Genomic DNA, 25,782 nt, shown 5'->3' with positions numbered 1-25,782 from the left:
CCAGTGGGCTTTATGAATGGGTCGCTATCAGTTCGATGAAAACAGTGGGGCTGGTTTTGCCGCAAGCCGGGACAGCACCGACAGCATCCGCAACCGTGCTTCCCGCTCCGGCGGCGGCAACTGTCCAATGACTTCCGCCGCCCGATAAAACGCCGCGAAATCCCGACCCTCCCGTTCGTACAACGCCAGAAACGCCGGGACTTGTTGATGGTAGGTACTGACTCCGGCCAGCTTGGCATTGTTCAGATCCTGATCGAACCAGCGGTCATAGCCGGCATAGCCCCCCCACTCGCGTTTCAATGCCTGATAGCGCTCGCGCAGTTGGGTCAAGATACGTTGTTTATCGGCCCGTTTGGCCGCCTCGTCGCGAGATGAGGCATAGACCGCCAACAGTTGTTCGCGGGCGTTCGCCACCAGTGCCAGAAATTGCTCGCGGCGACGGACATCGGCGGCGTATTCCTCTCGCTCGCGCGGCGTGCCGTGCCGTTCCAGCCAGCGTTCCGCGCCCAGTCGGCCCATCGCGGTCGCGAAGGCTTCGTTGAAGGCGGTATCGTCGGCCACGTACAAGCGCTGGTGAGCCAATTCGTGGAACATCAGTTCCGCCAACCGCCCGACCGGCCAGCCGATGAAGGTATTCAGCAGCGGATCATCGAACCAGCCCAGCGTCGAATAGGCGGAAATGTCGGCGACATAGACATCGTCGCCACCGGCCCGCAGTGCCTCGGCCAAGCCTTGCGCGGCCCCGGCCTCGAAATAGCCGCGATAGCTCAGGCAACCGACCACCAGGAAGCACCAGCGGCGCGGCTCCAGGCTCAGCTCCGGCGCGGCGAAGACATTCTTGACTACCCAGGGTCGCCCGAGATCGGCGTAACTTCGATAGCTGTCGTTGTCGGGCAGGACCAACTCGGCACTGGCGAAGGCGCGCAGCGCTTGCGCGGTTTCCAAGCGCTGGCGCAGTTCCGCGGAGATCGCCGGCTCGGCCAGCACCGCCGCCACCGGCCGGCGGGCCTGGAACAATGCCCACTGCCCCACCGCCGCCTGCCGGTAATAAGCCAGTTCGGCGCAACCGGACAGACCCAGCGCGAACCCGGTTCCCACCGCCAGTGTCCAGAGTATCGATCGTCTCGTTCGCGGCCGCATTGTGTTTCCGATAATTCGCCGGGCCAGCGGACCACAAAACCCGTGGGGCGGCCCGTCAGGTATCATGATGGCCATCCAACATAATCGAACAAGCGATGAACGCAAACAATATGGAAATCTACCTGGTCGGCGGCGCGGTGCGCGACGAGTTGTTAGAGCGGCCGGTTCGGGAACGCGACTGGGTGGTGGTCGGCGCCACGCCGGACGAGTTGCTGGCGCGCGGCTTTCGGTCGGTCGGCAAGGATTTTCCGGTATTCCTGCACCCGGACACGCACGAGGAGTATGCACTGGCCCGCACCGAGCGCAAGACCGCGCCCGGCTATCACGGCTTCAGCTTTCATGCCGCGCCGGAGGTGACGCTGGAGGCGGATCTCCAGCGCCGCGATCTGACCATCAACGCCATGGCCCGCGACCCTGACGGTCGCCTGATCGACCCTTACCACGGCGCCCGCGATCTCGAAGCCCGCTGGTTGCGCCATGTCTCGCCGGCTTTCGCCGAAGACCCGGTGCGGATTCTCCGCGTCGCCCGTTTCAGCGCCCGCTATGCGCCGCTGGGCTTTCGGATCGCCCCGGAAACGCTGGACCTGATGCGGGCCATGGTCGCCAGCGGGGAAGTCGACCATCTGGTGCCGGAGCGGGTCTGGGCGGAAACGGTGCGCGCCCTGGGCGAATCGCGGCCGGAGCGCTTTATCGAAACCCTGCGCGACTGCGACGCGCTGGCGCGGATTTTCCCGGAACTGGACCGGTTGTTCGGTGTGCCCCAGCCCCCCGCTCACCATCCCGAGATCGACACCGGCGTCCATACGCTCATGGCGCTGGCTCAGGCCGCGCGCTTGGGAGCGGACACGGTCACCCGTTTCGCCGTGCTGGTTCACGATCTCGGCAAGGGGGCCACCCCGCCCGAGGAGTGGCCGAGCCATCGCGGTCACGAACAGCGCGGCGTCGATCTGGTCCGGTCTTTCTGCCAGCGCTTGCGAGTTCCGAACGTGTACCGCGAACTGGCTGTGGCGACCGCCCATCGCCACATGCATTGCCACCGCGCGCTGGAGCTGCGTCCGCAAACCCTGCTCAACACCTTGCTGGGCCTGGATGCCCTGCGCAAGCCACAACGCTTCGAACAGTTCCTCCTCGCCTGCGAAGCCGACGCGCGCGGCCGGCTGGGACTGGAAAACCGGGACTATCCGCAGGCGGATCTGCTGCGGCGGGTTTACCAAGCCGCCGCCGCCGTGCCGGCGCGACCGCTGGTGCAACAGGGCTTGAGTGGGCTGGCGCTGGCCGAGGCGCTGCGACTGGAACGGCTGGCGGCGATCACCGAGGCGCGGCGGACGTTCTCAACCGGCGACAATGCTTGACCCGATGATTTTTCTGGCTATAATCCGCACCCCCATGAACCCGATCAATTGCAAACCCCATTTTTCAGCCATCGTCGACCGGTATTTGCCGGCCTTGCGCGCTTGCGCGCCGGCGGTGGACCCGACGTAGGCCCCACGAGATTCAGCTCGGAGGGTCGGCGCCAGGCAACCCTCCGAACGGGAACCCAAAACCCCGGTCGGCGGTTCGCCTTCCGGGGTTTTGCGTTTTATACCGTTCACAGCCCTCGCCCGCTGGCGGGAGAGGGTTTAGCAGTTCGAAGCAGCCTCGCCGCCGCACAGCGGTACCGGTTCTGAATGCCGGTCCGGCGCGCCCACGCTAACCATCGCACGGCGTGTATCGAGCGACGGTGGGACTTCGAAGCGAGGAAAGTAGCTCAGTGGGTAGAGCATCTGGCCACGAACCAGACGGTCGAGGGTTCAACTCCCTCCTTTTCACGGGTTAAAGCCCTGAACAGGCTTGCGGTTCGAATCCGCTCTGGATGTTACCAACATCCATCCTCGCAACACCCGGGAGCCGTCCCGGCGGGCAATCATCGCTGCGGTGCTTCGGCATCGAGGCGGTGGCTGACCCGCGGCGCCCGCGCGGCTTTGCGCGGCGGGCAACGGATCGACGCCAATGATGGGCCAGCCGGTCGCGGCGATAGCGGGCAAGGATGCCCGGCGTAGCGGCAGGCCCGCCGATCATCCGCCCGATCCCGCCCCGGCGTCCGCCGCGTGGGCGTGGGGCGCGCTCCCAATCCCTTCTACCCTGTTTTTTTAACGCAACCGGCAGGAACCGCTCTCAATGACATCCTGACGCTCGGCGGTGGCGGGCCGGAAACGGCGCCGATAGCAACACGCCACGCTCGCCCGCCGGATACGGCGGAACAGGAAAACCCAAAATATATTCACAAGGAGAACCAAGATGTTGGGTTACCAGCGAATGGTCATTGCCCAAAACGAGCGTGGGCTTCACCTGTACGACCGCCGGCTGGCGGCCATTCTGGAACCGGGGGTCTACCGCTGGTTCGATCCGCTGCGCCGTCACGAGGTGCAGCGCCATGACCTGACCGTGGCCGAATTCAATCACCCGTGGCTGGATGTGCTGCTGCGAACCGAGCCGGCTTTGATGGAACGGCACTTCCAGGTCGTGGAAACCGGCCAACACCAGGTCGGCCTGATCTACAAGAACGGCCGCCTGGAAAGAGTGTTGCCGCCGGCGACCCGGCAGGCGTACTGGCGCGGCCCGGTCGAGGTGAAGGTGGAGATGCTGGATATCGGTACCGACTACGCCCTGTCGCGCGCGCATGCCGCTCTGCTGACCCGGCCCTCGGCCGCCCTGGCCAAGAACCTGAACGGCTTCATTCTGGCCGCCGAGATCGAAGACAACCACATCGGCCTGCTGCTGGTGGATGGCGAGCTGGTCCGTACCCTGCCGCCTGGCCTGCACGCCTTCTGGCGCTTCAATCGGGTAATCAAGGTGGACACCGTGGATCTGCGTTTGCAGACCGTGGAAGTGTCCGGCCAGGAAATTCTGACCAAGGACAAGGTCAGCCTGCGGGTCAACCTGTCGGCGGTGTACCGGATCGCCGACCCGGTCAAGGCGCGTGGCGAACTGGGCAACATCGCCGAGTACCTGTACCGGACCTTGCAGTTCGGTTTGCGGCAAGCGATCGGCACCCAGCCGCTGGACGGCCTGCTCGGCGACAAGGACCCGTTGGATCGGGTCGTGCGGAACTATGTGGCGGAACGGGTCAACCCGCACGGGTTGGAGCTGGAGACGGTCGGCATCAAGGACGTGATCCTGCCCGGTGAGATGAAGGATATTCTCAACCAGGTGGTGACCGCCGAAAAGGCGGCGCAGGCCAACGTCATCCGCCGGCGCGAGGAAGTCGCCGCCACCCGCTCGCTGCTCAACACGGCGAAGCTAATGGAAGAGAACCCGATTCTGCTGCGCCTGAAGGAACTGGAGGCGCTGGAAAAGGTCGTGGACAAGGTCGAACGGCTGACCGTGTTCGGCGGCCTGGATGGCGTATTGCGCGATACGGTGCGCATCGACCTGCCGGCGCATTGATGGCTTAATGACTACCCTCCCCCTCACCTCACTCCCGCTTGCGGGAGTGAGGCCCTAATCCCGCCGTCGAGAGTTGAATTTGCATGTCTGGCACCATCACCATGTTGTTGTTGGGTCTGGGAACACTGCTGGTGGGGAACGGGCTGCTGGGCACCCTGCTGGGCATCCGGGCCCAGCTGGAAGGCTTTAGCAACACCGCCATCGGCGCGCTGATGGCGGCCTATTTCCTGGGCTATGTCATGGGCACCTTTCTGGTGCCCGCGCTCATTCGGCGGGTGGGCCACATTCGCAGCTTTGCGGCGCTGGCGGCGATCGGCTCGGCATCCGTGCTGTGTTATGGGTTGATCGTCCATCCGCTCGCCTGGGCGGTGCTACGAGTAATCACCGGCATTGCGGTAGTCGGCGTCTACACGGTGGTGGAAAGCTGGCTCAACGAACAGGCGCCACACCATGCTCGTGGCCGGGTCTTCGCCATCTACATGATAGTAACACTGGTCAGCCTGGCCGCCGGACAATACCTGATCTTGAGCGCCAACATTGGCGCTTTGGCGCTTTTCGCGGTTGCGTCCATGCTGTTCACTTTGGGACTGGTGCCCATCGCCGCCACCCGTATCCATGCCCCCCAACCGTTGGCGAACCCCTCCGTGAGTCTGGCTCATTTGTTCTGGTTGGCCCCGCTGGCCGCCTGCGGCGCGTTCATCGCCGGCATCGTCAGCGGCGCTTTCTGGAGCCTGGGCGCGGTGTTCGCGCAACGGGTGGGATTGTCGGAGGAAGGCATCGCCCTGTTCATGAGCACCACCATCCTCGGCGGCGCGCTGTTGCAATGGCCGATTGGCCGGCTGTCCGATCATTACAGCCGACGCTTCATGCTAACCTTGGTGAGTGTCACCGCCGCCCTGACCGCGTTGCTGGCGCTGCGGGTCATGTATGAATCGCTGACGGCGCTGATCGCCTGCGCCTTCCTGTACGGCGGCCTGATGTTCTCGGTCTACAGCCTGAGCGTGGCCCACATGAACGATCGTTTGAGCGCACCCGGCGATGTGCTGGACGCTACTCGCGGCCTGTTGCTCATCTTCGGCATGGGTTCGATAGCCGGTCCGGCGCTCGGCGGCCCGCTGATGGACGGGTTTGGACCCGGCACCCTCCCCGCCTACTCCGCGGCCGCGCTCGGTCTGTTGGGCCTGCTGGGGTTGCTGCGCTTGATCTGGGCCGTGCCGATTCCGCTGATCAAGCAAGGGCGATTTGTGCTGATGGTGCGCACGACGCCGGTCGCCCTGGAAATGCTGCCGCAGACCGACACTCAACCGGAACTGGATCTTTCGGAGCCGCCTGAAAATAATTTGAGAAAAAGTGCTAATCCACGATAACTCTGGAAACGCCTATCCATGAAAAAACCTTCACCGCCTGTCTACCAGTTAAAAATCACACTGCTTGACTCCAAACCTCCTATTTGGAGACGCCTCCTGGTTCGAAGCGACGTCAGACTGGATATCTTTCACAGGATTCTTCAGGAAACCATGGGCTGGATGAACGGGCATCTGCATCAATTCACCGCGCACGGAACCAGTTATGGCCCACACGACGATGGCTTAGGTGGCGAACTGGAATATGAGAACGAAGCCCGCTACCGATTATCGCAACTTCTGAGCACGGAAAAAGATTCATTGAAATACGAATATGACTTTGGCGATGGTTGGGACCATAAAATCACCCTGGAAAAAATCCTCCCCCATGACGATTCGGTTCCAGTTCCCTGTTGTATCAAGGGAAAACGTGCCTGCCCGCCCGAAGACTGCGGCGGCGTCTGGGGTTATGAAAGTCTGATCGAGATCATGGGCGATCCCGCGCACCCCGAACATCATGACATGCTGGAATGGCTGGGTGGCGAACTTGATCCCGAAGCCTTTGATCTCGACGAAATCAATAATGCCCTGAAGGCCTTTTGTCCCAAGCAAACTCCATCGAAAACCACCAGTCACTGAGTACGGGTCGATGAGTCAAGGACAGAACCCCTAAACTTGAAAGGCATTCAACACCGTGGAGAACCTCTCATGATTCGAGCCTACGCCGCCCGCGAAGCGAAAGGAAAGCTCACCCCGTTCGAGTACGATCCCGGCGAACTGAAACCGGAGCAGGTGGAGATCGACGTCATTGCCTGCGGTGTCTGTCATTCCGACCTATCCATGTTACATAACGATTGGCATAACAGCACCTATCCGCTGGTACCGGGCCATGAAGTGGTGGGAGTCGTCGCCCAGATCGGCGATCACGTCCAGCATCTGAAGGTGGGCGACACGGTTGGCCTGGGCTGGTTCAGCGGCAGTTGCATGAGCTGCGACCAGTGTATGGGCGGCGATCACAATCTGTGCGCCAGCGGCGAGCAAACCATCGTCGGCCGCCACGGCGGCTTTGCCGACAAAGTACGTTGCAATGCCGAATGGGCCGCTTTGTTACCGCCTGGCCTGGATATAAAGAAAGCTGGGCCGCTGTTCTGTGGCGGCATCACCGTTTTCAATCCCATCGTCCAGTTCGACGTGAAGCCCACCGACCGGGTCGGGGTGGTTGGCATCGGCGGCTTGGGTCATCTCGCCGTCCAGTTCCTGAACAAGTGGGGTTGCGAAGTCACGGCGTTCACCTCCAGCGATTCCAAGCGCGACGCAGCCTTGGGCATGGGCGCGCATCGGATCGTCAATTCCCGCGACGACGCGCAACTGCAGCAGATCGCCGGCTCGCTGAACTTCATCCTCTCGACTGTCAATGTCGATCTGAACTGGCCGGCGTTTCTAAACACGCTGGCACCCAAAGGGCGACTGCACACCGTCGGAGCGGTGCTCTCGCCGATCCCGGTCGCCGCCTTTTCCCTCATCGGCGGGCAAAAGAGCCTCTCGGGTTCGCCGCTCGGTTCGCCGGCCACCGTCCGCAAGATGCTGGATTTCTGTGCCCGGCATCGGATCGCGCCCGTGACCGAACACTTCCCGATGAGTCAGGTCAACGAAGCAATGGCACATCTGGAGGCAGGCAAGGCCCGCTATCGGATCGTGCTCGAAAACGACTTCGCCTAATTCCAATCGCCCCACAGCGCTTGCACCGCCGCCAGCGCCGCCATACCGGCGGTTTCGGTCCGCAAGACGCGCGGTCCCAGGCGGACACCGGTGAATCCCACCGTCCGCGCCTGGGCGATTTCCGCCGAACTCAAGCCGCCCTCGGGACCGATCAGCAACGTCATGGTCCCCGTGGGCGGCTCCAGACCATGTAAGCCCTGTTCCGCCAGTGGATCGAGCAGCAGGCGCGGACCCGACGCCATCGGCGACGCCAACCAGGCGGCCAGCGCCAAGGGCTCCCGCAATGCCGGCAACCGGTTGCGACCGCATTGCTCGCAGGCGCCCATCACGATGCCCCGCCAGTGCTGAACCTTGCGAGCCAGCCGCTCACCGGACAGGCCAACGCCACCCCGTTCCGCAAACAGCGGTTGAATAACGGCGACCCCCAGTTCCACTGCCTTTTGCACCGTATGGTCCATCTTCTCACCGCGCGAAATGCCCTGCGCCAGCACGATCCGCAGCGGAGGCTCCGCCTCATCGGGCAGCGCTTCCGCCACCCGCGCCCATGCCTCCCGTTTGCCGATTTCGCCCAGCGTCGCCGCGAACGCGCCGCCTTCGCCGTCAAACAGCACCAACGACGCGCCGGGCTTGAGCCGCAAGACTCGCACGGCGTGGTTGAACGCCCGCTCGTCCAGCGGCATGGTCGCGCCGATCACCAGCGGCGCGGGCAGATAAAATCGGGGAACACGCATTCGATCCGACCTTGCGAGTTTGTCATTAGCCTGAAGTTTACGCCTTGCGCGTGGGGCGCCGGCGTTCCGAATCCCATTCACAACACCGCCGATCACGACGCCGCCCTTTCAAAAACCGTGCTGGGCTTGGCATAATTCACCGTCAATCCCGTTCCGACCGAACGCACCGTCGGAATCCCTCCAATTTCCGCCGCCCGCCCGACCAAGGGAGCACAACAACAATGCGTGTCCTGCTGACCACCAACGAGTATCCCCCCCACGTTTACGGCGGCGCCGGCGTTCACGTCGAATATCTGTCGCGCGAGCTGGCCAAGCTGACCCCGGTCGAGGTGCGGAGTTTTCACGATCAAACGGTCGACGAGGGCCAGTTGCATGTGCGCGGCATCAAGATGGATACCACCCACTTTGCCGGTTGTCCGCAATCCTTCGTCTCGCCGCTCAAGGCCCTGAGCACCTGCCTGGCTTTTGTCGGCCAGGGACTCGGCGACGATCTGGAGGGCTGCGCCGAGATCATCCATTGCCATACCTGGTACGCTCACTTCAGCGGTATCCTCGCCAAGATCCTCTACAACATCCCGATGGTGATCACCGTCCATTCACTGGAGCCGCTGCGACCCTGGAAACGCGACCAACTCGGACACGGCTACGACCTCTCGTGCTGGATCGAAAAAACCGCGCTGGAAATGGCCGACGCCGTCATCGCCGTCTCGCGCAGCACTCGCGACGATATCCTGCGCCTGTTCGATGTCGAGCCGACCCGGGTGGTGATGATCCCCAACGGCATCGATACCGAGGAATACCAACCGGTCAACGAACCCGAAACCCTCGCCCAGCTCGGCATCGACCCCGATCGCCCCTTCGTGCTGTTCGTCGGCCGGATCACCCGGCAAAAAGGGCTGTACTACCTGCTGCAAGCCATCCCGCACCTCGACCCGAAACTGCAAGTGGTGCTATGCGCCGGCGATGCCGATACCCTAAGCATGCAGCGCGAGATCGAGGAGATCGTGCAGGAACTGCAAGCTCAGCGCTCCGGCATCGTCTGGATTCCCAAGATGCTGCCGCGCGCGACCACCATCGCGCTGTACTCACACGCCACCATTTTTTGCTGCCCCTCGATCTACGAGCCATTCGGCATCATCAATCTGGAAGCCATGGCCTGCGGCACGCCGGTGGTGGGCAGCGCGACCGGCGGGATCGTCGAAGTGGTGGTCGAGGGCGAAACCGGCCTGCTGGTGGACCCGCACCTGTCGCCCGCGCCGCCGCACGATCCCATCGCTCCCGCCAAGTTCGAACGCGGGCTGGCCGACGCCATCAACCGCCTCGTCAACGACCCGGAATTGCTGCAACGCATGGGTCAGGCGGGCCGCGAACGGGTCGAACGGCACTATAGCTGGCGCAGCATCGCCCAACAAACTTACGATCTTTACCGCCGGCTGCGGCCACAGCGGAGCTAGCCCGAACCGGCGGCTCCGCGCGGCTTCTCGACCCTCCCGCTCCCAAGGGCTCCACCGAGCCCCTGTTTTATTGTTGCAACTCTTTCGCCTTCATATAGTCTTCTGCTGTATGGAATCACAGCTGCGACATGTGGGGCCATACAAACGCGAACCTACAATAAATCATTGTTTTGCGTTGCAACATCACTGAGGAGGATTTGATGGTGACTTCCATTCCCGTTGTTGAAAGTTCCCTGACCACACCCAGAGTGCGCCTCATCTCGTTCGACCAGCCCTGGGAGTGGCTCGCCGCCGGATGGAAGGATCTGTGGCGGGCACCCGTCGCCAGCATCCCTTACGGCTTGCTGTTCGTGGCCATGGGCTATGTCCTGGTCTATCTGGTCGAATCGAGCTTCCAGTATGCACTGGCGCTGACCACGGGCTTCCTGCTGGCGGGTCCGTTTCTGGCCATGGGTTTGTACGACATCAGCCGTCGCCTGGAAACCGGCCAGCCGGCGACCTTGGGCCGCGCGCTGACGGCTTGGCGACGCAACGTGCTGCCGATCTCGCTGTTCGGCATCCTGATCGGCATCCTCATGATCGTTTGGGCGCGACTGTCGACGCTGCTGTTTGCCCTGATCATCGCGGGTCAACACACAACCCTCGACACCTCGACCGCGCAAATGTTTTTCTCGGGCAGCGGCCTGACCTTTCTGATCGTCTTCACCGTGGTGGGCGCGGCCATCGCCGCCGTCGTGTTCACGATCAGCGTGGTGTCGATTCCGATGATGCTGGATCGGAAAGTCGATTTCATCACCGCCGTGTTGACCAGCATTACCGCCGTGAAGGCCAATCCGGCGCCCATGGCATTGTGGGCGGGCTTGATCGTGATCTTCACCGGCATCGGGCTGGTCACCTTCTATCTCGGTCTGGCCATCACCTTGCCGCTGATCGGTCACGCCAGCTGGCACGCTTACAAGGATCTGGTCGAGGATAACGATCTCGAGCAACAACCTCTGTAACCCTCCGGGCAAGCACGAAAAACGCCAGCAAACGCTGGCGTTTTTTCATGCGCGATCATCGGACCTTCCGCGCCAGTTGCCGCAGCCGTTCCAGATAAACCCGTTCGTCCGGTTCGCCGCCGCCACGCTGCGCCTCCCACAACGTTTCGCCCAGACATTCCATCATCAGATGCTCGGCGGCGTGGCTGTCCCCCAGCCGCCGGCACAGCCGCTGGTAAACCGCGAGAATGCCGGCCGGGCGGTCGCCGCCCAACTGCTCCCGAATCGCGAGGTGCATGCCCATGTGCAGGAACGGGTTGGTTTGCCCCATCTCCGGGGTATAGTCGCGCGACAGGGTGCTCTCGCCCCCGGTCAAGATCGGTTGATATTCGGAATGCTCGCGGATCACCTCGGCGATAAGGCGTTCCAGCGGTTCCAGCGGCTGATCGGAGCCGGCTTTTTCCCACACCGTGCGGTAGTAGCGACGCAGACCGTCGCGGTCGCTGCCGAACATCAATTCACCTCGCTCTTGTCGGGATAGGCACAAAGATCGCGGATCGGGCAGGCCCAACACCGCGGCTTGCGGGCGGTGCAGACATAGCGGCCGTGCAGGATCAGCCAGTGATGGGCGTCGTGCCTGAACTCTTCCGGCGTCGCGGCCAGCAAGCCTTCTTCCACGGCCCGCACGGTTTTGCCCGGCGCCAGTCCGGTGCGGTTGGCAACCCGAAAGATATGAGTATCGACCGCGATGGTCGGTTCGCCGAAGGCGGTGTTGAGGATGACGTTGGCGGTCTTGCGGCCAACGCCCGGCAACGCCTCCAGCGCCGCCCGATCACGCGGCACCTCGCCGCCATGCCGTTCCAGCAATAACGCGCAGGTCTTGAGAATGTTGGCGGCTTTGCCGTTGTACAGACCGATGGTCTTGATGTGCGCCTTCAATTCCGCCTCGCCCAAATCCAGCAACGCCCGTGGGGTATTGGCAAGCGGAAACAGCCGGGCGGTGGCTTCGTTGACCTTCTTATCGGTCGATTGCGCCGACAGAATCACCGCCACCAGCAATTCGAACGGGCTGAGATAACGTAGTTCGGTGGTCGGCTTGGGACAGGCGGCTTGCAGGCGGCTAAAGAGCAGACGAACTTGTGCGGCGTCCACCCCTTTAGCTCGGCATCGGCTCGAACTCATAGAGGCCGCCGTCCGCCATCAACGACAGATAGAGCCGCCCGCCCCGGAACCGATAGGAGTGGACGTCGCCCAGGCCGCGGATGAAGCGATCGGACCAGGACTTCGGCGGGCACATCACCCGCGTGGTCACCAACCGGCCGAAGCGCAGTTGGCCCGGCGCCGGCTCGGACCAGCTACCCTGGCCGCGATTGCAGTCCGCCCGCAGCTCGACCCGCCCGTCCGCCGCGAAAGCGAGGGTGTATTTCGAGCGTTCGTCCGGCGTATAGCTCCGATCATCCATCGCCAGCATCCTGACCAGACGCCACGAAGTGCCGGCCAAACCAGCATTGCCCATTGCGGAGTCCGCCGGCCGAGTGTCGTCCGCCGTCCCGTGCCCGGGCGCGCTCGAACACGCCATGGACAGCGCCAACCAAGGAAAAAGCACCAGCATGAAAACCACTGAAACTCGACTTCTCATCCGTATCTCCTCGCATGTTCGCCCAGATTGCGTTCCGCTCAAACCATCCGCTCGGTTCAAACCCCGCTCCGTCGAAAGATAGCAAACTCGTCCGATCCGTCGGCTATTTTTATCCGGGATTTACGCGTCAAATATCACTTCCCAATAGAGGGTACCGTCGCCATCAGCTAAAGTTGTGGTGGTAACAGCTCGGGCCGCAACCGCCTCGTTACCCTGTTGGCGAGGCCGATTGATCCCACGTAGACTGACAACGAACAGGCATATCAGGCTCATGGAAAACGATCTAGAACAAGAAATTCACAATCTTGCCTATCATATCTGGCAATCGGCCGGCAACGAGGTCGGCCGTGCTCTCGATTTCTGGTTGATGGCGGAGCGGATGGTCATCGAGCTGGCGGCCGACTCGGCCCGGCTGGCGAATACCACCGCGACCTCGGCCTGGGAAGCAACGAGCACTTGGCCCGCGGCCTTGCGCAACCTTTATTTCTACCGCGTCCGCGATCTCGCTCGCCAAATGTGGCTGGCCAGCAACGAGCGGCAGGAGCGTTCGCTGGATTACTGGCTCGCCGCCGAGAAACACCTGCGACTCCTCATGAATTCCACGATGCGCGCCGCTGGCGCCAGCATCGGCAAGGAGGAAGCCCTGGCCAAGACCTTCGAAGCATTTTCGCCCGTGGATTATCTGGATCAAATCCGCAAGACAGCCTACCAGCTTTGGGAAGCGGCGGGACGCCAGTACGGTTCGACGCTCGACTTCTGGCTGGCGGCGGAAGAAAAGACCCTGGAGTCGGCGGGTGCAAACGCAACGACCGCCACCGCCAAAAGCGCCGAAAGCGTCAATCCACCCCCGCCACCCAACCCGGCTCCCAAATCGCGACGGCGTTCGCCCAAACAGAAATAGGAACTCATTCAGATCAAACCAATCCCCTGGGTTTCCTTCCGGTCATTGCCGCGCAAGGCGCTGTTCGTCGCCGTGTTTGCGGCGATGTTCGTACTGGTCGTGGCGCTACTGTTGTGGCGGTTCGGCACCCCGTTGGCCGGCCTGCCTTCGCGCCAAGTGTCCCTGGAAGCGGAACCGATCAGGATCGCCGTCGCCAACGCCTTCAGCGGACCCAACGCGCCATCCGGCATCGCCATGCTGCGCGGCACCCAACTGCTCGCCGACAAAATCAACGCTGAAGGCGGTATCCACGGCCATCCCCTCGTTCTCCAGCCTTTCGACGATCGGCGCAGCGCCGAACAAGCCGAGAAAGTCGCGGAACAGATCGGCGCCAGCGAGGATATCGTCGCCGTGATCGGTCACGGCTCCAGCACCGCTTCCCGCGCCGCCGGCCCTCTATACCGGCTGTACAAGGTGCCCGCCGTCACGCCGACCTCGACCAACCCCAATGTGACCCTGTTCAACCCCTGGTATTTCCGGGTCATTTTCAACGATGGCTTGCAGGCGAGTATCCTCGCCCACTACATCAAATCGGTGCTGAATTATTCCTCCGTGGCCGTGGTTCATCTGGAGGATACCTACGCCACCACCTTGAACCGGACCTTCACCCTGACGGCGGACGCGATCGGACTGCGCATCCGCCATCAGATTGCGCTGCCCAGTCAGCCCGAACCGGAAGCCATCGAGGAGACGGCGGCGCTGCTGGCGGCGGACGGCAAAACCCAGGCAATCCTGCTGATCCTGCGCCCGCCGCAAGCCAGGCCCCTGGTACAGGCTCTGCGCAAGCGCGGCGTGAAAACCCAGTTACTCGGCACCGACTCGCTGGCGCTGGCCGGCTTTACCGCCGATCAGGATGAAGAGCCGCCGACCGCCGACCTGGACCCTCCCCCGCATTTCACCGACGGCATGTACATCGCCGCGCCGTTCATCCCGGACACGGCAACGGCGGCGGCCCGGCAGTTTATCGACGATTACGCGGCGATTTATCGGGAAGCTCCCATCTGGAGCGCCATTTACGCCTACGACAGCGCGCTGGTGATCGCCGAAGCCCTGCAACGATTGCCCGCCATCCATTTGAGCGATGTGCCCGACCTGCGCAACGCCGTGCGCGAGCAACTCACGGCCATGAATACGCCGGCGCGCGCCGCGACGGGTCTGATGGGGCCGCTGTATTTCGATGCGGAGGGCGATGCGATCCGGCCCATTTACATCGCTCGCGCCAAAGACGGGCACATCACCCCCGCCACCCGGCAGTTGCGACTGGTCACGAACCCGGAATTGATCAGTACCTTGCGGGCACAGGGTGAGAAAGTCATCGATCTGGGCGACAACCTGTTGCAGGTCGTCCAGGTGGTTTACACCGGTATCCATCTGAACAAGCTGCAAGCCATCGACGAAAAGGTGCGCACCTTTCAAGCCGACTTCGATTTATGGTTCCGCTACAGCGGCGAGCTGGATACCGAAAACATCGTGTTTCCGGACGCCGTTACCCCGATCCGGCTGGCAAAGCCCACCATTGTCCGGGACTTGCTGGGGGAACAGTATCGCGCGTTCCGGGTGCGGGGAACCTTCCGCTACACCACCACGCACCGCAATCTGATCGACGGCAACGAAGACTTCATGATCCAGTTCTACGACGCCCACCTCGACCACAGTCGGCTGGTGTTCGTCACCGACAGCCAGAACATGGGGTTGAGCGAGGGACACAGCGGTTGGGGTCGAATCCTGCGGGCGGAACAGGTGTTGGCGGCGGATTCCGGCTGGGTGATCAGGGATGCTACCGTGTATCAGGAAATCCATAACCGCAGCACGCTCGGCGATCCCCTGTTTCCGATGATCGCGCTGCCGTATTCCTATTTCTACGCCAACATCCAGGGCCACCAGGGCGAGGTTTCCCTCCAGCGCCAGCTCGCCCGCTTTTTACCGGATCGCTTCAGTTGGCCATGGTTCATCCTCTTTGGCGCGCTGTTTCTGAGCACATGGACACCTTGGTTGCAACATCGTTATCCGGTGCCAATGGCCTTGATGCGGCTGGTGACCAGCGCCTGCCTGCTGTATTTGCTGGAAGACCTGTTCAATACGCTGTATGCCGAGCGTCTGGAACTCTACCAGCTCGAATTGATGTTGCTGCTCTTCAAAAGCCTGTGGTGGCTGCTGCCGGCGCTGTTTGTAGTGGCCCTGCTGCCGCCGCTGATCTGGCGTCCCATCGAGCGGCGGACCCGTTATCCGGTGCCGAACGTCGCCCGAACCTTCGTTAATCTGGTGGTGTTCGGCATTGCCGGCGTGTGCATTCTGGCGTTCGTGTTTGAGCGGCCCTTGACCACGATTTTGGCGGCTTCCGGGTTATTGACGTTAATTCTGGGTATCGCCCTGCAGAACCTGATCCTCGATGCCTTCAGCGGCCTGGTATTGAATCTGGAACAACCCTTTGCCCTGTCGCAATGGATCAGCATCGCCACCCGCTGGCACGGCCGCCAGTTCGGCCGGGTCGAGGAACTGAACTGGCGCACGACCCGTCTCTGGACGCGGGACAATAATCTGGTGGTCATCCCCAACAGCATCATGAGCAATGCGGCGATCACCAATTATTCCCGTCCCACTTATCCCAGCCGAATGGAAATTCCGGTCGTGCTGGAGTTTTCCGTACCGGTCGAACGCGCCCAGCAAGTGTTGGAGGAAAGCGCCCGTCAAGCCGTGATGACCGGGGCGGTGCTGGGAGATCAGCCGATCCGGATCGTGGTCGATACGCTGGAGAGTTACGGGGTTCGCTACAAGATTCAGGTGCATCACCACCCGGAGATCGTTTCGCCGGAAGTAGTTAAGACTGCCGTGAATCGGGCGGTGATGACGCGCCTCCAAGCGGAGGGGTTGAAGGTGGCCCTGCCGCTGGAAGCTCTGGGAATACGACGGAGAGCGGATTGAAAGCGCGGCTTCGAGTGTCCGTATAATCTTGCGGGACCTGATACGTAGTGCTTAATCCCGTCCGCATAGGCCTGCTCGGTGCGGGTGCTGTAGTGTTTTAGTCATATCTTTCCACGAACCTGATCGAGCAATTTTGGAGTCTTGAGTGGCAACACTGGAGGGGTATTTATGCTATCAAATAGGATAGTCATTTCAAGATAACTCATTGACAGGCTTATATAACGCGATGTATTTTTTTGATTATGCACCTTTTGGGCGTGAAATAAACTCCCCCTTTAGGGGGTCTACTGTTTGTTCGTCGGCGCTTCGCGCCGACGAACGGGCGCGAGTTGAGTCGAGCTTCGAGTTCTCGGCGCTGCGCGCCGTCGAACTCTCGTTCGAGCGTCACCCCTTCGGGGCGACTTCGTCGTCCCGTACTCGCGTCCCTGCCGCCCACCACGACGGGTGGAACTTGGCCGTTCCTCCGCCGGGCGGCAGCTCTGCTCCGTGCGGGATGACCCTCAACTCGCGCCCGTTAGCCGTCAGAAGAATCATGCCTACACCTGCCCCCGCTGACGAAGATTGGTACGCACGTCAAAGCGTGAAGCGCGCGGTGCCTCGGCATTGCCCACTAGCGGCGAACGACAAATGCCCACGGTACTTTCTGAGCCAGAAACACGCGGCGGCCGCCGGAGCGATAGCTCTTGACCTTCCACCCGGAGTTGCAACGCGGCTTGAAGCTCAGTGGGAAGCCTCCGACGTCTTCTCCTCAATGGAGTTGACGGTCGGAACATGGCTACGGCGAGACGGTTCGCTACGTGGCGTCGACGGATTCTGCCCTGAGGTCACGGCTCGAATCTTTGGCTTGTATTGCTCATCGCTACGAACCTACCCCGATGAAATCGCACGCGATGGAAATCACCAGCAACTCGTTGCCGAACGGGCACCAAAGGAGGATCTTCGATGGAACTGGATGGTCGTTGATCCAAAGCACTTCACGGAGTGTCACGAGTTCAGTGTCTACGGCACAGAAGCAGGCTTCAAGGTTGCGAAGTCAAAGTCGCGAAAGGGTTCACTGTCGTCAAAGGTTCGCTTTCAAGTTTTCAGTCGCGACGGGTATCGCTGCATATACTGCGGCGCCACGGGTGCTGAAACTGCACTTCACATTGATCACAAGGTATCCGTCGCTGACGGTGGTACCGACGAAATGGCCAACCTAGCAACTGCGTGCGAACGCTGCAACTTAGGCAAAGGAGCGCGCAGTGTCACTGACGACTAACACTTCGTTGCACCGGACTGCCTTCGGCAGCCGGTGAACTCAAACGTTGGGCGTATCACAGTCAGTTCTGTAACCAACCCAAGGAATCCTATGAATCACACACTTAAAAATAAACGCGCACTTGTCACAGGAGGTAGCCGAGGCATTGGCGCTGCCATCGTTAAACGTCTGGCCAGCGAAGGCGCTGACGTCGCATTCACCTATAGCAGTTCGCCCGACAAGGCCAACGATACCGCCGCAGCAGCGCGATCGCTCGGGATCAAGGTGATCGCCATTCAGGCCGATAGTGCCGATGCCAGCGCAATCGTCGCTGCGGTCGAGCGCACCGTGAGTGAATTGGGCGGCATCGACATTTTGGTCAACAGCGCTGGCGTCCTGGCAATGGGTCCTATCGACAACTTCGCGCTTGCAGACTTCGACCGGACGATGGCTGTTAATGTGCGGGCGGTGTTTGTGGCGACCCAGGTGGCGGTCAAGCATATGAAGGAAGGAGGACGCATCATCAACATCGGCAGTTGCAACGCCGAAAGGATGCCCTTTCAGGGCGGAAGTGTTTACGCGATGAGCAAGTCCGCTCTCCAAGGGCTAGTTCAGGGCTTGGCGCGCGATCTCGGCACGCGCGGAATCACCATTAACAATGTTCAGCCTGGCCCGATTGACACGGAGATGAACCCCGACAAGACCGAGTTTGCCGAGATGCTCAAAAAGCAATTCATGGCGCTGCCGCGCTATGGCACGGTCGAGGAGGTCGCGGCGATGGTCGCTTACCTTGCCGGCCCGGAAGCCGGTTACGTCACAGGCGCAAGCCTGACCATTGACGGAGGATTCAACGCCTAGCAGTTCATCAACAGACGCCTAATCGGGTAAGGGCGGGTGATTAACCCGCCCTCCCCACACCACCTAGCATGCGGGTCCGCACTAGGCGGTTCACAAGAAGGGAGCACACGACGATCTCAGGCATAACCATGCGCATTCATCCAGAGATCACGCACGCAAATCAAGCCCTGGCTTTGCAGCCAGTTGTTGGTCATCCTGGTCTGGGTGGCCAACGTCCGCGACAGATGCCAGCAGGCTTTACTGCTGAGCCCAGCCCTGATTGCCTGCCATTTGCTCGCCCTCAGCGCCAACAGCTTTCGCATCTTGGTGCGCACACGGCGCCACTGTTTCCAGTAGCACATGCAACGTGCTGACTGAGAAGAGATCAAAATGTACAGAGACGCGGCCGAAACTGGTGACCTACAAGCACTGCTCGCGCAAGTCGGCGCCGCGCTGGACAAATTCCTCCGTTTCGAGCATGCCGATCCGGTTCGAACGAGTCATGAATGGCGTCCTCGCCTCGACACCGCCCTACCGCTTCGAGGCATCGGAATCGAGCAGGTCACGGATGAACTCGTCACCTACCTGATTCCGAATGGCTCGCCAGTGGCGAAGCCGGGGTTCACCTCGTTCATCACAACGGGCGGGACGACTGCGTCTACCTTGGCATCGACGGCCGCAAGCATCGCGGCGCCTCAGCGCTACCTCTTGACCTCATTCAACTTCCTGGAGGATCTCTCCCTGAGCTGGCTGGCCTCGATGTGTTCCATCGGGCATCTGCAAGGCGTATACAGCTCAGGGGGCTCGGTCGCGAATCTGCTTGCCCTGGGGGCGGCACGCCAACACGCGTTCGAAAAGGCAGGCCATGATCCGGCGGCAGCCGGCGTATACGGCCGCGTAAGCGTGTATGCGACGCGCGAAACGCATCACACGATTCAGCGCTCCGCTGGCGTGCTCGGTATCGGTCGGCGCGCGGTACGCCCGATTGCATGTGACGCGGGCGGCCGAATGGAGGTCGCCGACCTGCGTCGCGCGATCACCGAAGATCGACAAGCGGGAATTATCCCCATGGCGATCGTCGCGAACGCGGGGACCACCAACACCGGCGCGATCGACCCACTGCTTGCCATCTCCGAAGTGGCGAAAGAGCACGAAATCTGGCTGCATATTGACGGCGCGTATGGACTGCCCGGCATCCTCGATGAGCGGAAGACCCCTCTCTACCGTGGCTTGGAACAGGCCGACTCGGTCATCGTTGACCCCCATAAATGGCTGGGCGCGGCCGTAGGGGTAGCGGCCACCTTCGTCCGCGACCGGGAGCTACTGCACCGGGCCTTCACTCAAGAGCCGGCGGACTATCTTGAGGGCGCGGTTCACCAAGAGACGCCATCGCCGACCGCCGAGCACTCGTTGGACGACTTCGGCATCCCCTACTACGATTACGGGATCGAACTGAGCGCTCCGAGTCGCGGTGTCGTGGTCTGGGCGCTGCTTCGAGAAATTGGCGTGGAAGGAATGCGAGCAAGGATCGTGCGCCACAATGACTTGGCGCTTCGCGTTGCCGATGCCGCCCGCGAACACCCAAACCTCGAACTGTTGCTGGAGCCCACCCTCTCGATCTGCTGTTTCCGATATGTATCGCCCGACGTCCCGAATCTGAACCGTCTCAACCAAAACCTGCATCGTCGGCTTGTTCGCGAAAATCGAAGCTTGCCGAGCACGACCCAGGTGAGCGGTAAACTGGCGCTACGCCCATGCTTCTTGGGAGCGCGAACTGAAGTGACGCACGCGGATGAACTACTCGCCGACGTTCTTCGGATCGGGTCTGAACTCGTCAGCGAACTCGCAACGCCCTGAACCGCGAAAAAGGCAATGAGGTTTCACTGGAAGTGCGGGAACGGGTGGTGCGGATGGTCTCCAAGCACCGAGGCGGCATGAATCGCCATGGGCAATGATTTGATACTTTCATTAACGATGGATCACTCGGCCAACACCACCGCAACCCTACTGAATGATCATGCCATACAGACTACTTTCTCCCCTACTCACTTTCTGCTTGAGTAAGCGGTCATGGGCAATTGTACTCGCTGCCTTCGCGACGATTTTCGCCTTCATGCCACTATCCGCCTTTGCCGCCTCCCGCAGTTGGAGCACCAGTGGCGGCGGGGAAAAAATCATGCTGACCGACTGTCGCGATTGCGGCGATGACATCGGCATGATGGTCGTTTGCAGGGGTGCGGAGCAGCCTGCCATGGTTAGCGTCCACTGGGCGGCGGTGGCAACCGGTCAGGAAGATGCCGCACTTCCGATTGTATTGAATATCGACGGCCAGAGCTTCAAGCGACAAGCGGTGACGCATTATTTCGGCCAGATCGGCTATACGCCTGAATTCGAGCTGGATCGAAACGATTCCCTGATTGCAGCCCTGCAATCTGGCCGCAGCCTCAAGGTTAGCTTTGGCGACCAAACCACCGAACTGGCATTGCAAGGCTCGCATGATGCATTCGAGATTTTCAAGACTCATTGCGGTTGGAGCCCCACCACACCACCCATCAGCGATGCGAAGTGGTTTGTTCAAACCTATTCCTCGGAAGACTCCGGTCAGCCAAAGACTTTTTTGATATTTGGCACCCCGGAGACCGATGCCATCGCATTTTCAGCAAGCTGCGAAAAGGGTCAAAGAGGACCGGAGCTTATGGCCGACTTGCTGATCGATTTCGGTAATATCGCGCCCAGTCAGCCCATCGACGTCAACTTGCAAGGCCCGAGTCTCAGCGCCACCTATGCCGGAAAGGTATTCAAGGACAGCTCGGAATATGCCGGTGTACGGCTGGCAATCGGTATTGACGACCCGCTATGGCAGGTCTTCTCGAAACCTGGAGAACTGGTTTTGCAAGCTGAAAACCTTGTGCCGGTAACGATCCCACTCCAGGGAGCGGAGAGTCCGGTACAAGACTTTCTCAAGACCTGTAGGGCGTATTTCGCCGCCTTTGACGCCGCTGCCACACCGGAACAGGATAGTGTCTATCGCTATGACTGTGAGGATGGATCGCGATTGCAGGCCCGTTATGACAACTCCCGATCCTATTCCGTGGCGCATGTATCCCATGCCGGTCAAGCCGAAGTCGCACTGATTCAAGTCATTTCCGGTTCCGGCGCGAAGTATTCCAATGGCGACTTGACCTTGCATACGAAAGCTGGAGATGCGCTACTGATCGATGGTGAAACGGTCTATCGCTGCCACTCGGAGTGATCGACCCGCGGTCAGGATCTTCCACGAACCAGAAATCAACTGACATACCCCAGCCCCTCCAGAAACCGCCACATCGGCACGGCATCCACCGCCCGGTAACGCAGGATCAAGCCATGACCGTCGCCGCGGCCTTCAAAGCGTTTGCCCGCCTTGATCCATTGGCAAATCGGCAAATCGCTCAAGTTGCTCAAGTTGCTCATCCGAATTTCTCTCGCGTACCCAACATGTTGCGCCAAAAGACCCTTGTGGATGCGCTTGTGTACCCGGCTATTTGCAATGATTGCCTGAGACAGATTGCAACGCCGGAATGCAAAAAAGCCGCTGAAACAGCGGCTTTCCAGGGTAGGGCAAGACGAGGTGAAGCGGGATGAAACCCTACTCGATGTTCTGCACCTGCTCCCGCATCTGCTCGATCAGCACCTTCAGCTCGACTGCGGCGCGGGTGGTATCGGCGTCGGCGGATTTCGAGGACAGGGTGTTGGCTTCCCGGTTGAGCTCCTGCATCAGAAAATCCAGCCGCCGGCCGACCGCCTCATCGCGTTCGAACACGGCCTGAATCTCGTCGAGATGAGTGTCCAGCCGGTCGAGTTCCTCGTCCACGTCCAGGCGCTGGGCGATCAGCGCCAGCTCCTGTTCCAGGCGGCCGGTGTCGGCGTCGACCGGGATATCGGCCAGCCGGCCCAGCAGCTTGTCGCGCCAACGAGCCAGCACCTCGGGCCGGCGGGCGCGCACCAGCTCGACCTGGACCCGCATGGCGTCGCAACGCTGCCGCAGCAGTTCGGCGGTACGCTGACCTTCCCGTTCCCGGGTGACGACCAGATCCCGCAACGCCGTGTCCAGGCCATCGAGAATGGCCAGCCGGACTTCGTCCAGATCCGGTTCCGCCTCGTTGACCGCGCCCGGCCAGCGCAGTACATCCACCAGGCGCAAACCGGTGCCCGGCCCCATCAGGTGTTCCAGCTCCGCCGCGACGTCCAACAAACGTTCGACGAGCGGCCGGTTCAGCGTGAGCGCGGCCGCCGTCGTACCGGCGGCCTGCATCTTGAGGGTGCATTCCACCTTGCCACGACTCAACACCCCGCCGATGCGCTCGCGCGCCAATACCTCCAACCCGCGCAGCGCATCCGGCAGACGAACGGTGGTTTCCAGATAACGGTGGTTGACCGAGCGCAATTCCCAAGTAATGGTGCCCCAGGCGCTGGACTGCTCCTGGCGCGCAAAGGCGGTCATGCTGCGTAACATGGGCTATCCTCGTCTTTAATGATCCTTTCATCTTAGGTCGATCTGGCCCGCTTAGCGCGCCATCGCACCGAATTTTCCTGGCGGCTCCGGCTCAAGACGTGACGGCGGCTCCGCGCCGTCGGCCGATTTTACTCCGACTCTGCTATAGTGCCGCCCCTTCAGGTTTTGATGCTTTCACCACAGGAACCCCGCCATGCGCCCCAGCAACCGCGCCGCCGACGAACTGCGCCCGATCCGGATGACCCGTCAATTCACCAAGCACGCCGAAGGGTCGGTGCTGGTGGAGTTCGGCGACACCCGGGTGATCTGTACCGCCAGCGTCGAGGAACGGGTACCGCATTTTCTCAAGGGCAAGGGGCGGGGCTGGGTGACGGCCGAATACGGCATGTTGCCGCGCGCCACCCATACCCGCTCCAGCCGCGAGGCCAGCCGCGGCCGGCAGGACGGGCGGACCATGGAAATCCAGCGGCTGATCGGCCGGGCGCTGCGCGCGGTACTGGATCTGGAAGCGCTGGGCGAGCGCACCATCACCCTGGACTGCGACGTGATCCAGGCCGACGGCGGTACCCGCACCGCCGCCATCACCGGCGGCTTCGTGGCGCTGGCCGATGCGGTGCGCCATTTGGTCGGCAGAAAATCGTTCAAGAGAAACCCGCTGCATGGGCAGGTGGCGTCGGTGTCGGTGGGTATCTTTCAGGGCCTGCCGGTGCTGGATTTGGACTACGCCGAGGATTCCGAAGCGGAAACCGACATGAACGTGGTGATGAACGACGCCGGGGCCTTCATCGAACTCCAGGGCACCGCCGAGGGACACGCCTTCCGCATGGAGGAATTGCAGGCGATGCTGGAACTGGCGCGCGGCGGCATCGAACGCCTGTTGCGCAAGCAGCGGGAAGTGCTGGGGCTGCCGGCCTGAACGCGGACGGAGCATGACCATGCGCAAGATCGTGCTGGCAACCGGCAACCCCGGCAAGGTCCGGGAATTCAGCACCGTGCTGGCCGGGCTGGCGGTGGAGATCGTGCCACAGTCGGCCTTCGCCGTGCCGGAAGTCGAGGAAACCGGATTGAGTTTCGTCGAGAATGCCTTGCTCAAGGCCCGCAACACCGCTCAACATACCGGGTTACCGGCGTTGGCGGACGATTCCGGCCTGGTGGTGGACGCCTTGGAGGGTGCGCCGGGCATTTATTCGGCCCGCTATGCCGGTCCCGAAGCCGACGACCGCGCCAACATCGCCAAGCTGCTGGCGGAATTGGGCGAAACCCCCGCCGAATGGCGTGGCGCCCGATTTCATTGCGCCTTAGCCTTGTTGCGCCATGCCGCCGACCCGATGCCGTTGATCTGTCAAGCCAGTTGGGAGGGGCTGATCACCTTCGAGCCGTATGGCGACGGTGGCTTCGGCTACGATCCGGTGTTCCTCGTTCCCAGCGAAGCCCAGACGGCCGCCGAACTCGATCCGGCGGTCAAGAACCGGCTCAGCCATCGCGGCCAGGCGCTGGCCCAGCTGGCGCAAGCGCTGAAGCTGGACCCACTGGCGCCGACGACGGACTGAGCACCCGCGATGCCCGTTTTCACCGTGCCGGTCCCGCTGGCGTTGTACGTCCATATCCCCTGGTGCGCGCGCAAATGCCCGTACTGCGATTTCAATTCTCACGAAGCGCATGGGCCGCTGCCGGAACAGGCTTATGTGGACGCGCTGCTGGCCGATCTGGAACAGGATCTGCCCCGAGTCTGGGGACGACGCATCGACAGCCTGTTCATCGGCGGCGGCACCCCCAGCCTGTTTTCGGCCGAGGCGCTGGACCGGCTACTGTCGGGACTGCGCGCCCGCCTGCCGCTGCGCCCGGATCTGGAAATCACCCTGGAAGCCAACCCCGGCACGGTGGAGCGGGGTAAATTCGCCGAATTTCGCGAGGCCGGCATCAATCGCCTGTCGATCGGGGTACAGAGCTTCGACGACGGACACCTGCAAGCCTTGGGGCGGATTCACGATCGCCGCGCGGCGGTTGCCGCCGCCGAGGCCGCCCATGCCGCCGGACTGGACCATTTCAATCTGGATCTGATGTTCGGCCTGCCGGGTCAGACGGTCGAACAGGCGCTGACCGATATTGCCTGTGCGCTGGCGCTGCAACCGGCGCATCTTTCCTATTACCAGCTCACCCTCGAACCCAACACCCGGTTTTACCGGTCGCCGCCGGTGCTGCCGGACGACGATACGATCAGTGTCATTCAGGACCGCGCCCAGGAGGAACTGGCCCGGCACGGCTACTCGCGCTACGAAGTGTCGGCCTACGCCCGCGCCGGCCAGCGCTGCCGGCACAATCTGAACTACTGGGAATTCGGCGACTATCTCGGCATCGGCGCCGGCGCGCATGGCAAGCTGAGCGATCCCGCCAGCGGAACGATCCATCGGATCTGGAAGGCCAAACACCCGCGCGACTATCTGGCGCGGGCCGGAACGCCAGCCGGTGTTGGCGGCGACACGCCGGTGCGCGAGGCCGAACTGCCGCTGGAGTTTCTGATGAACGCCTTGCGTCTGATCGAAGGGGTGCCGGCGGCGCTGTTCGGCGAACGCACGGGCGTGTCGCTGGCGGCGCTGGAGCCGGGCTGGAGCCGGGCGCGGGCGCGGACATTGCTGGAGAACGATCCCGAACGCCTGCAAGCGAGCGAGCTGGGGTTGCGTTTTCTGAACGATCTGTTGCAGGAGTTCATGCCGGAAGCGGAGCAGGTTTGAAAGGACGGTGGTTTTTAGCCTTCTTGTACGGCAGGCGCTCGCGTCAGCGGGTGGAAAGATTGCTGGTCGCCGGCCGTCTTGCGCTGGGAGGCGCGCTCGGGCGATGGAGGATGCCGATCATCGGATACCGTTGCGCGTGGGGCGGCAACTTGTGATGATGGGAAATATTTGTCATCTCCGCTTAGCT

The 25,782-nt window shown here is 61.9% G+C and carries 23 protein-coding genes and 1 tRNA gene; 17 read left to right on the top strand and 7 right to left on the bottom strand.

The features are described 5' to 3' along the window. Window positions 1-27: 27 nt before the first annotated feature. Window positions 28-1,098, bottom strand: coding sequence for an aminopeptidase (locus tag IPM89_10270; GenBank protein ID QQS53289.1), 1,071 nt, complete (start codon window positions 1,096-1,098; stop codon window positions 28-30). A 152-nt stretch (window positions 1,099-1,250) separates the two neighbouring features. On the opposite strand from IPM89_10270, the gene IPM89_10265 reads away from it, so the two are divergent. From IPM89_10265 to IPM89_10240, 6 genes are all read left to right on the top strand, one after another. Further along, window positions 1,251-2,492, top strand: coding sequence for a multifunctional CCA addition/repair protein (locus tag IPM89_10265; GenBank protein ID QQS55871.1), 1,242 nt, complete (start codon window positions 1,251-1,253; stop codon window positions 2,490-2,492). A gap of 384 nt (window positions 2,493-2,876) precedes the next feature. After that, window positions 2,877-2,949 (top strand) — tRNA-Arg (locus IPM89_10260). A 468-nt stretch (window positions 2,950-3,417) separates the two neighbouring features. Continuing rightward, window positions 3,418-4,566 (top strand): slipin family protein, encoded by a 1,149-nt coding sequence (locus tag IPM89_10255; GenBank protein QQS53288.1) that lies wholly within the window; start codon window positions 3,418-3,420, stop codon window positions 4,564-4,566. 83 nt (window positions 4,567-4,649) lie between these two features. After that, complete coding sequence (locus IPM89_10250; GenBank protein ID QQS53287.1) at window positions 4,650-5,933, top strand: MFS transporter; 1,284 nt, start codon at window positions 4,650-4,652, stop codon at window positions 5,931-5,933. Window positions 5,934-5,951: 18 nt separating this feature from the next. Continuing rightward, window positions 5,952-6,548 carry a plasmid pRiA4b ORF-3 family protein gene (locus IPM89_10245; GenBank protein QQS53286.1) on the top strand — a complete coding sequence of 199 codons (597 nt, stop codon included), beginning with the start codon at window positions 5,952-5,954 and terminating at the stop codon, window positions 6,546-6,548. 69 nt (window positions 6,549-6,617) lie between these two features. Continuing rightward, window positions 6,618-7,628 carry an NAD(P)-dependent alcohol dehydrogenase gene (locus IPM89_10240; protein QQS53285.1) on the top strand — a complete coding sequence of 337 codons (1,011 nt, stop codon included), beginning with the start codon at window positions 6,618-6,620 and terminating at the stop codon, window positions 7,626-7,628. On the opposite strand, the gene IPM89_10235 is transcribed toward IPM89_10240, so the two are convergent. After that, a complete protein-coding gene (locus tag IPM89_10235) occupies window positions 7,625-8,359 on the bottom strand; it encodes a 16S rRNA (uracil(1498)-N(3))-methyltransferase (protein QQS53284.1) in 735 nt (244 codons plus the stop codon). The genes IPM89_10240 and IPM89_10235 overlap by 4 nt on opposite strands. A gap of 221 nt (window positions 8,360-8,580) precedes the next feature. On the opposite strand from IPM89_10235, the gene glgA reads away from it, so the two are divergent. Both glgA and IPM89_10225 read left to right on the top strand, forming a co-directional pair. Continuing rightward, complete coding sequence (gene glgA, locus IPM89_10230; GenBank protein ID QQS53283.1) at window positions 8,581-9,813, top strand: glycogen synthase; 1,233 nt, start codon at window positions 8,581-8,583, stop codon at window positions 9,811-9,813. A gap of 248 nt (window positions 9,814-10,061) precedes the next feature. Then, entirely contained in the window at window positions 10,062-10,814 is a 753-nt protein-coding gene (locus IPM89_10225) for a DUF2189 domain-containing protein (protein QQS53282.1), read from the top strand. A 55-nt stretch (window positions 10,815-10,869) separates the two neighbouring features. Here the strand turns inward: IPM89_10225 and IPM89_10220 are convergent, their stop codons facing one another. Genes IPM89_10220 through IPM89_10210 form a run of 3 tightly spaced genes read right to left on the bottom strand, consistent with a single transcriptional unit; the run spans window position 10,870 to window position 12,432 of the window. Then, a complete protein-coding gene (locus IPM89_10220) occupies window positions 10,870-11,307 on the bottom strand; it encodes a DUF1841 family protein (GenBank protein ID QQS53281.1) in 438 nt (145 codons plus the stop codon). After that, window positions 11,307-11,945, bottom strand: coding sequence for an endonuclease III (nth, locus tag IPM89_10215; GenBank protein ID QQS53280.1), 639 nt, complete (start codon window positions 11,943-11,945; stop codon window positions 11,307-11,309). The genes IPM89_10220 and nth overlap by 1 nt, the downstream gene beginning before the upstream one ends. A 4-nt stretch (window positions 11,946-11,949) precedes the next feature. Next, window positions 11,950-12,432: an META domain-containing protein gene (locus IPM89_10210; GenBank protein QQS53279.1), complete on the bottom strand. Its 483-nt coding sequence runs from the start codon at window positions 12,430-12,432 to the stop codon at window positions 11,950-11,952. Window positions 12,433-12,703: 271 nt separating this feature from the next. Here IPM89_10210 and IPM89_10205 point away from each other — a divergent pair, with 271 nt between their 5' ends. The 6 genes from IPM89_10205 (at window position 12,704) to IPM89_10180 (ending at window position 21,621) form a co-directional block, all read left to right on the top strand. After that, window positions 12,704-13,333: a DUF2934 domain-containing protein gene (locus IPM89_10205; GenBank protein QQS55870.1), complete on the top strand. Its 630-nt coding sequence runs from the start codon at window positions 12,704-12,706 to the stop codon at window positions 13,331-13,333. A 45-nt stretch (window positions 13,334-13,378) separates the two neighbouring features. Next, window positions 13,379-16,294 (top strand): ABC transporter substrate-binding protein, encoded by a 2,916-nt coding sequence (locus IPM89_10200; GenBank protein ID QQS53278.1) that lies wholly within the window; start codon window positions 13,379-13,381, stop codon window positions 16,292-16,294. 952 nt (window positions 16,295-17,246) lie between these two features. Beyond that, complete coding sequence (locus IPM89_10195) at window positions 17,247-17,552, top strand: HNH endonuclease (GenBank protein QQS53277.1); 306 nt, start codon at window positions 17,247-17,249, stop codon at window positions 17,550-17,552. A 90-nt stretch (window positions 17,553-17,642) separates the two neighbouring features. Next, the gene (locus tag IPM89_10190; GenBank protein QQS53276.1) at window positions 17,643-18,389 is read left to right on the top strand and encodes a 3-oxoacyl-ACP reductase FabG; all 747 of its coding nucleotides are present in this window, start codon (window positions 17,643-17,645) and stop codon (window positions 18,387-18,389) included. Window positions 18,390-18,758: 369 nt separating this feature from the next. Continuing rightward, on the top strand, window positions 18,759-20,225 hold the full coding sequence (locus IPM89_10185) for a pyridoxal-dependent decarboxylase (GenBank protein QQS53275.1): 1,467 nt from the start codon (window positions 18,759-18,761) through the stop codon (window positions 20,223-20,225). A gap of 256 nt (window positions 20,226-20,481) precedes the next feature. Beyond that, on the top strand, window positions 20,482-21,621 hold the full coding sequence (locus IPM89_10180) for an MliC family protein (GenBank protein QQS53274.1): 1,140 nt from the start codon (window positions 20,482-20,484) through the stop codon (window positions 21,619-21,621). Window positions 21,622-21,656: 35 nt separating this feature from the next. Here IPM89_10180 and IPM89_10175 read toward each other — a convergent pair whose 3' ends face one another. Continuing rightward, the gene (locus IPM89_10175) at window positions 21,657-21,821 is read right to left on the bottom strand and encodes a hypothetical protein (GenBank protein QQS53273.1); all 165 of its coding nucleotides are present in this window, start codon (window positions 21,819-21,821) and stop codon (window positions 21,657-21,659) included. 175 nt (window positions 21,822-21,996) lie between these two features. After that, window positions 21,997-22,863 (bottom strand): YicC family protein, encoded by an 867-nt coding sequence (locus tag IPM89_10170; GenBank protein ID QQS53272.1) that lies wholly within the window; start codon window positions 22,861-22,863, stop codon window positions 21,997-21,999. Window positions 22,864-23,056: 193 nt separating this feature from the next. Here IPM89_10170 and rph point away from each other — a divergent pair, with 193 nt between their 5' ends. The 3 genes from rph to IPM89_10155 are packed head-to-tail and all read left to right on the top strand — an operon-like array spanning window position 23,057 to window position 25,595. After that, a complete protein-coding gene (gene rph, locus IPM89_10165) occupies window positions 23,057-23,779 on the top strand; it encodes a ribonuclease PH (GenBank protein ID QQS53271.1) in 723 nt (240 codons plus the stop codon). A 19-nt stretch (window positions 23,780-23,798) separates the two neighbouring features. Beyond that, complete coding sequence (rdgB, locus tag IPM89_10160; GenBank protein ID QQS55869.1) at window positions 23,799-24,413, top strand: RdgB/HAM1 family non-canonical purine NTP pyrophosphatase; 615 nt, start codon at window positions 23,799-23,801, stop codon at window positions 24,411-24,413. A gap of 9 nt (window positions 24,414-24,422) precedes the next feature. After that, window positions 24,423-25,595, top strand: a complete 1,173-nt coding sequence (locus IPM89_10155) for an oxygen-independent coproporphyrinogen III oxidase-like protein (GenBank protein QQS53270.1) — start codon at window positions 24,423-24,425, stop codon at window positions 25,593-25,595. Window positions 25,596-25,782: the final 187 nt, after the last annotated feature.

Source organism: Candidatus Competibacteraceae bacterium (genome assembly GCA_016699715.1).
In the GTDB taxonomy this organism is placed as follows: Bacteria; Pseudomonadota; Gammaproteobacteria; order Competibacterales; family Competibacteraceae; genus Competibacter.
Note: the sequence above shows the minus strand (reverse complement) of the source record. Positions and strands in the feature narration are given on the sequence as shown.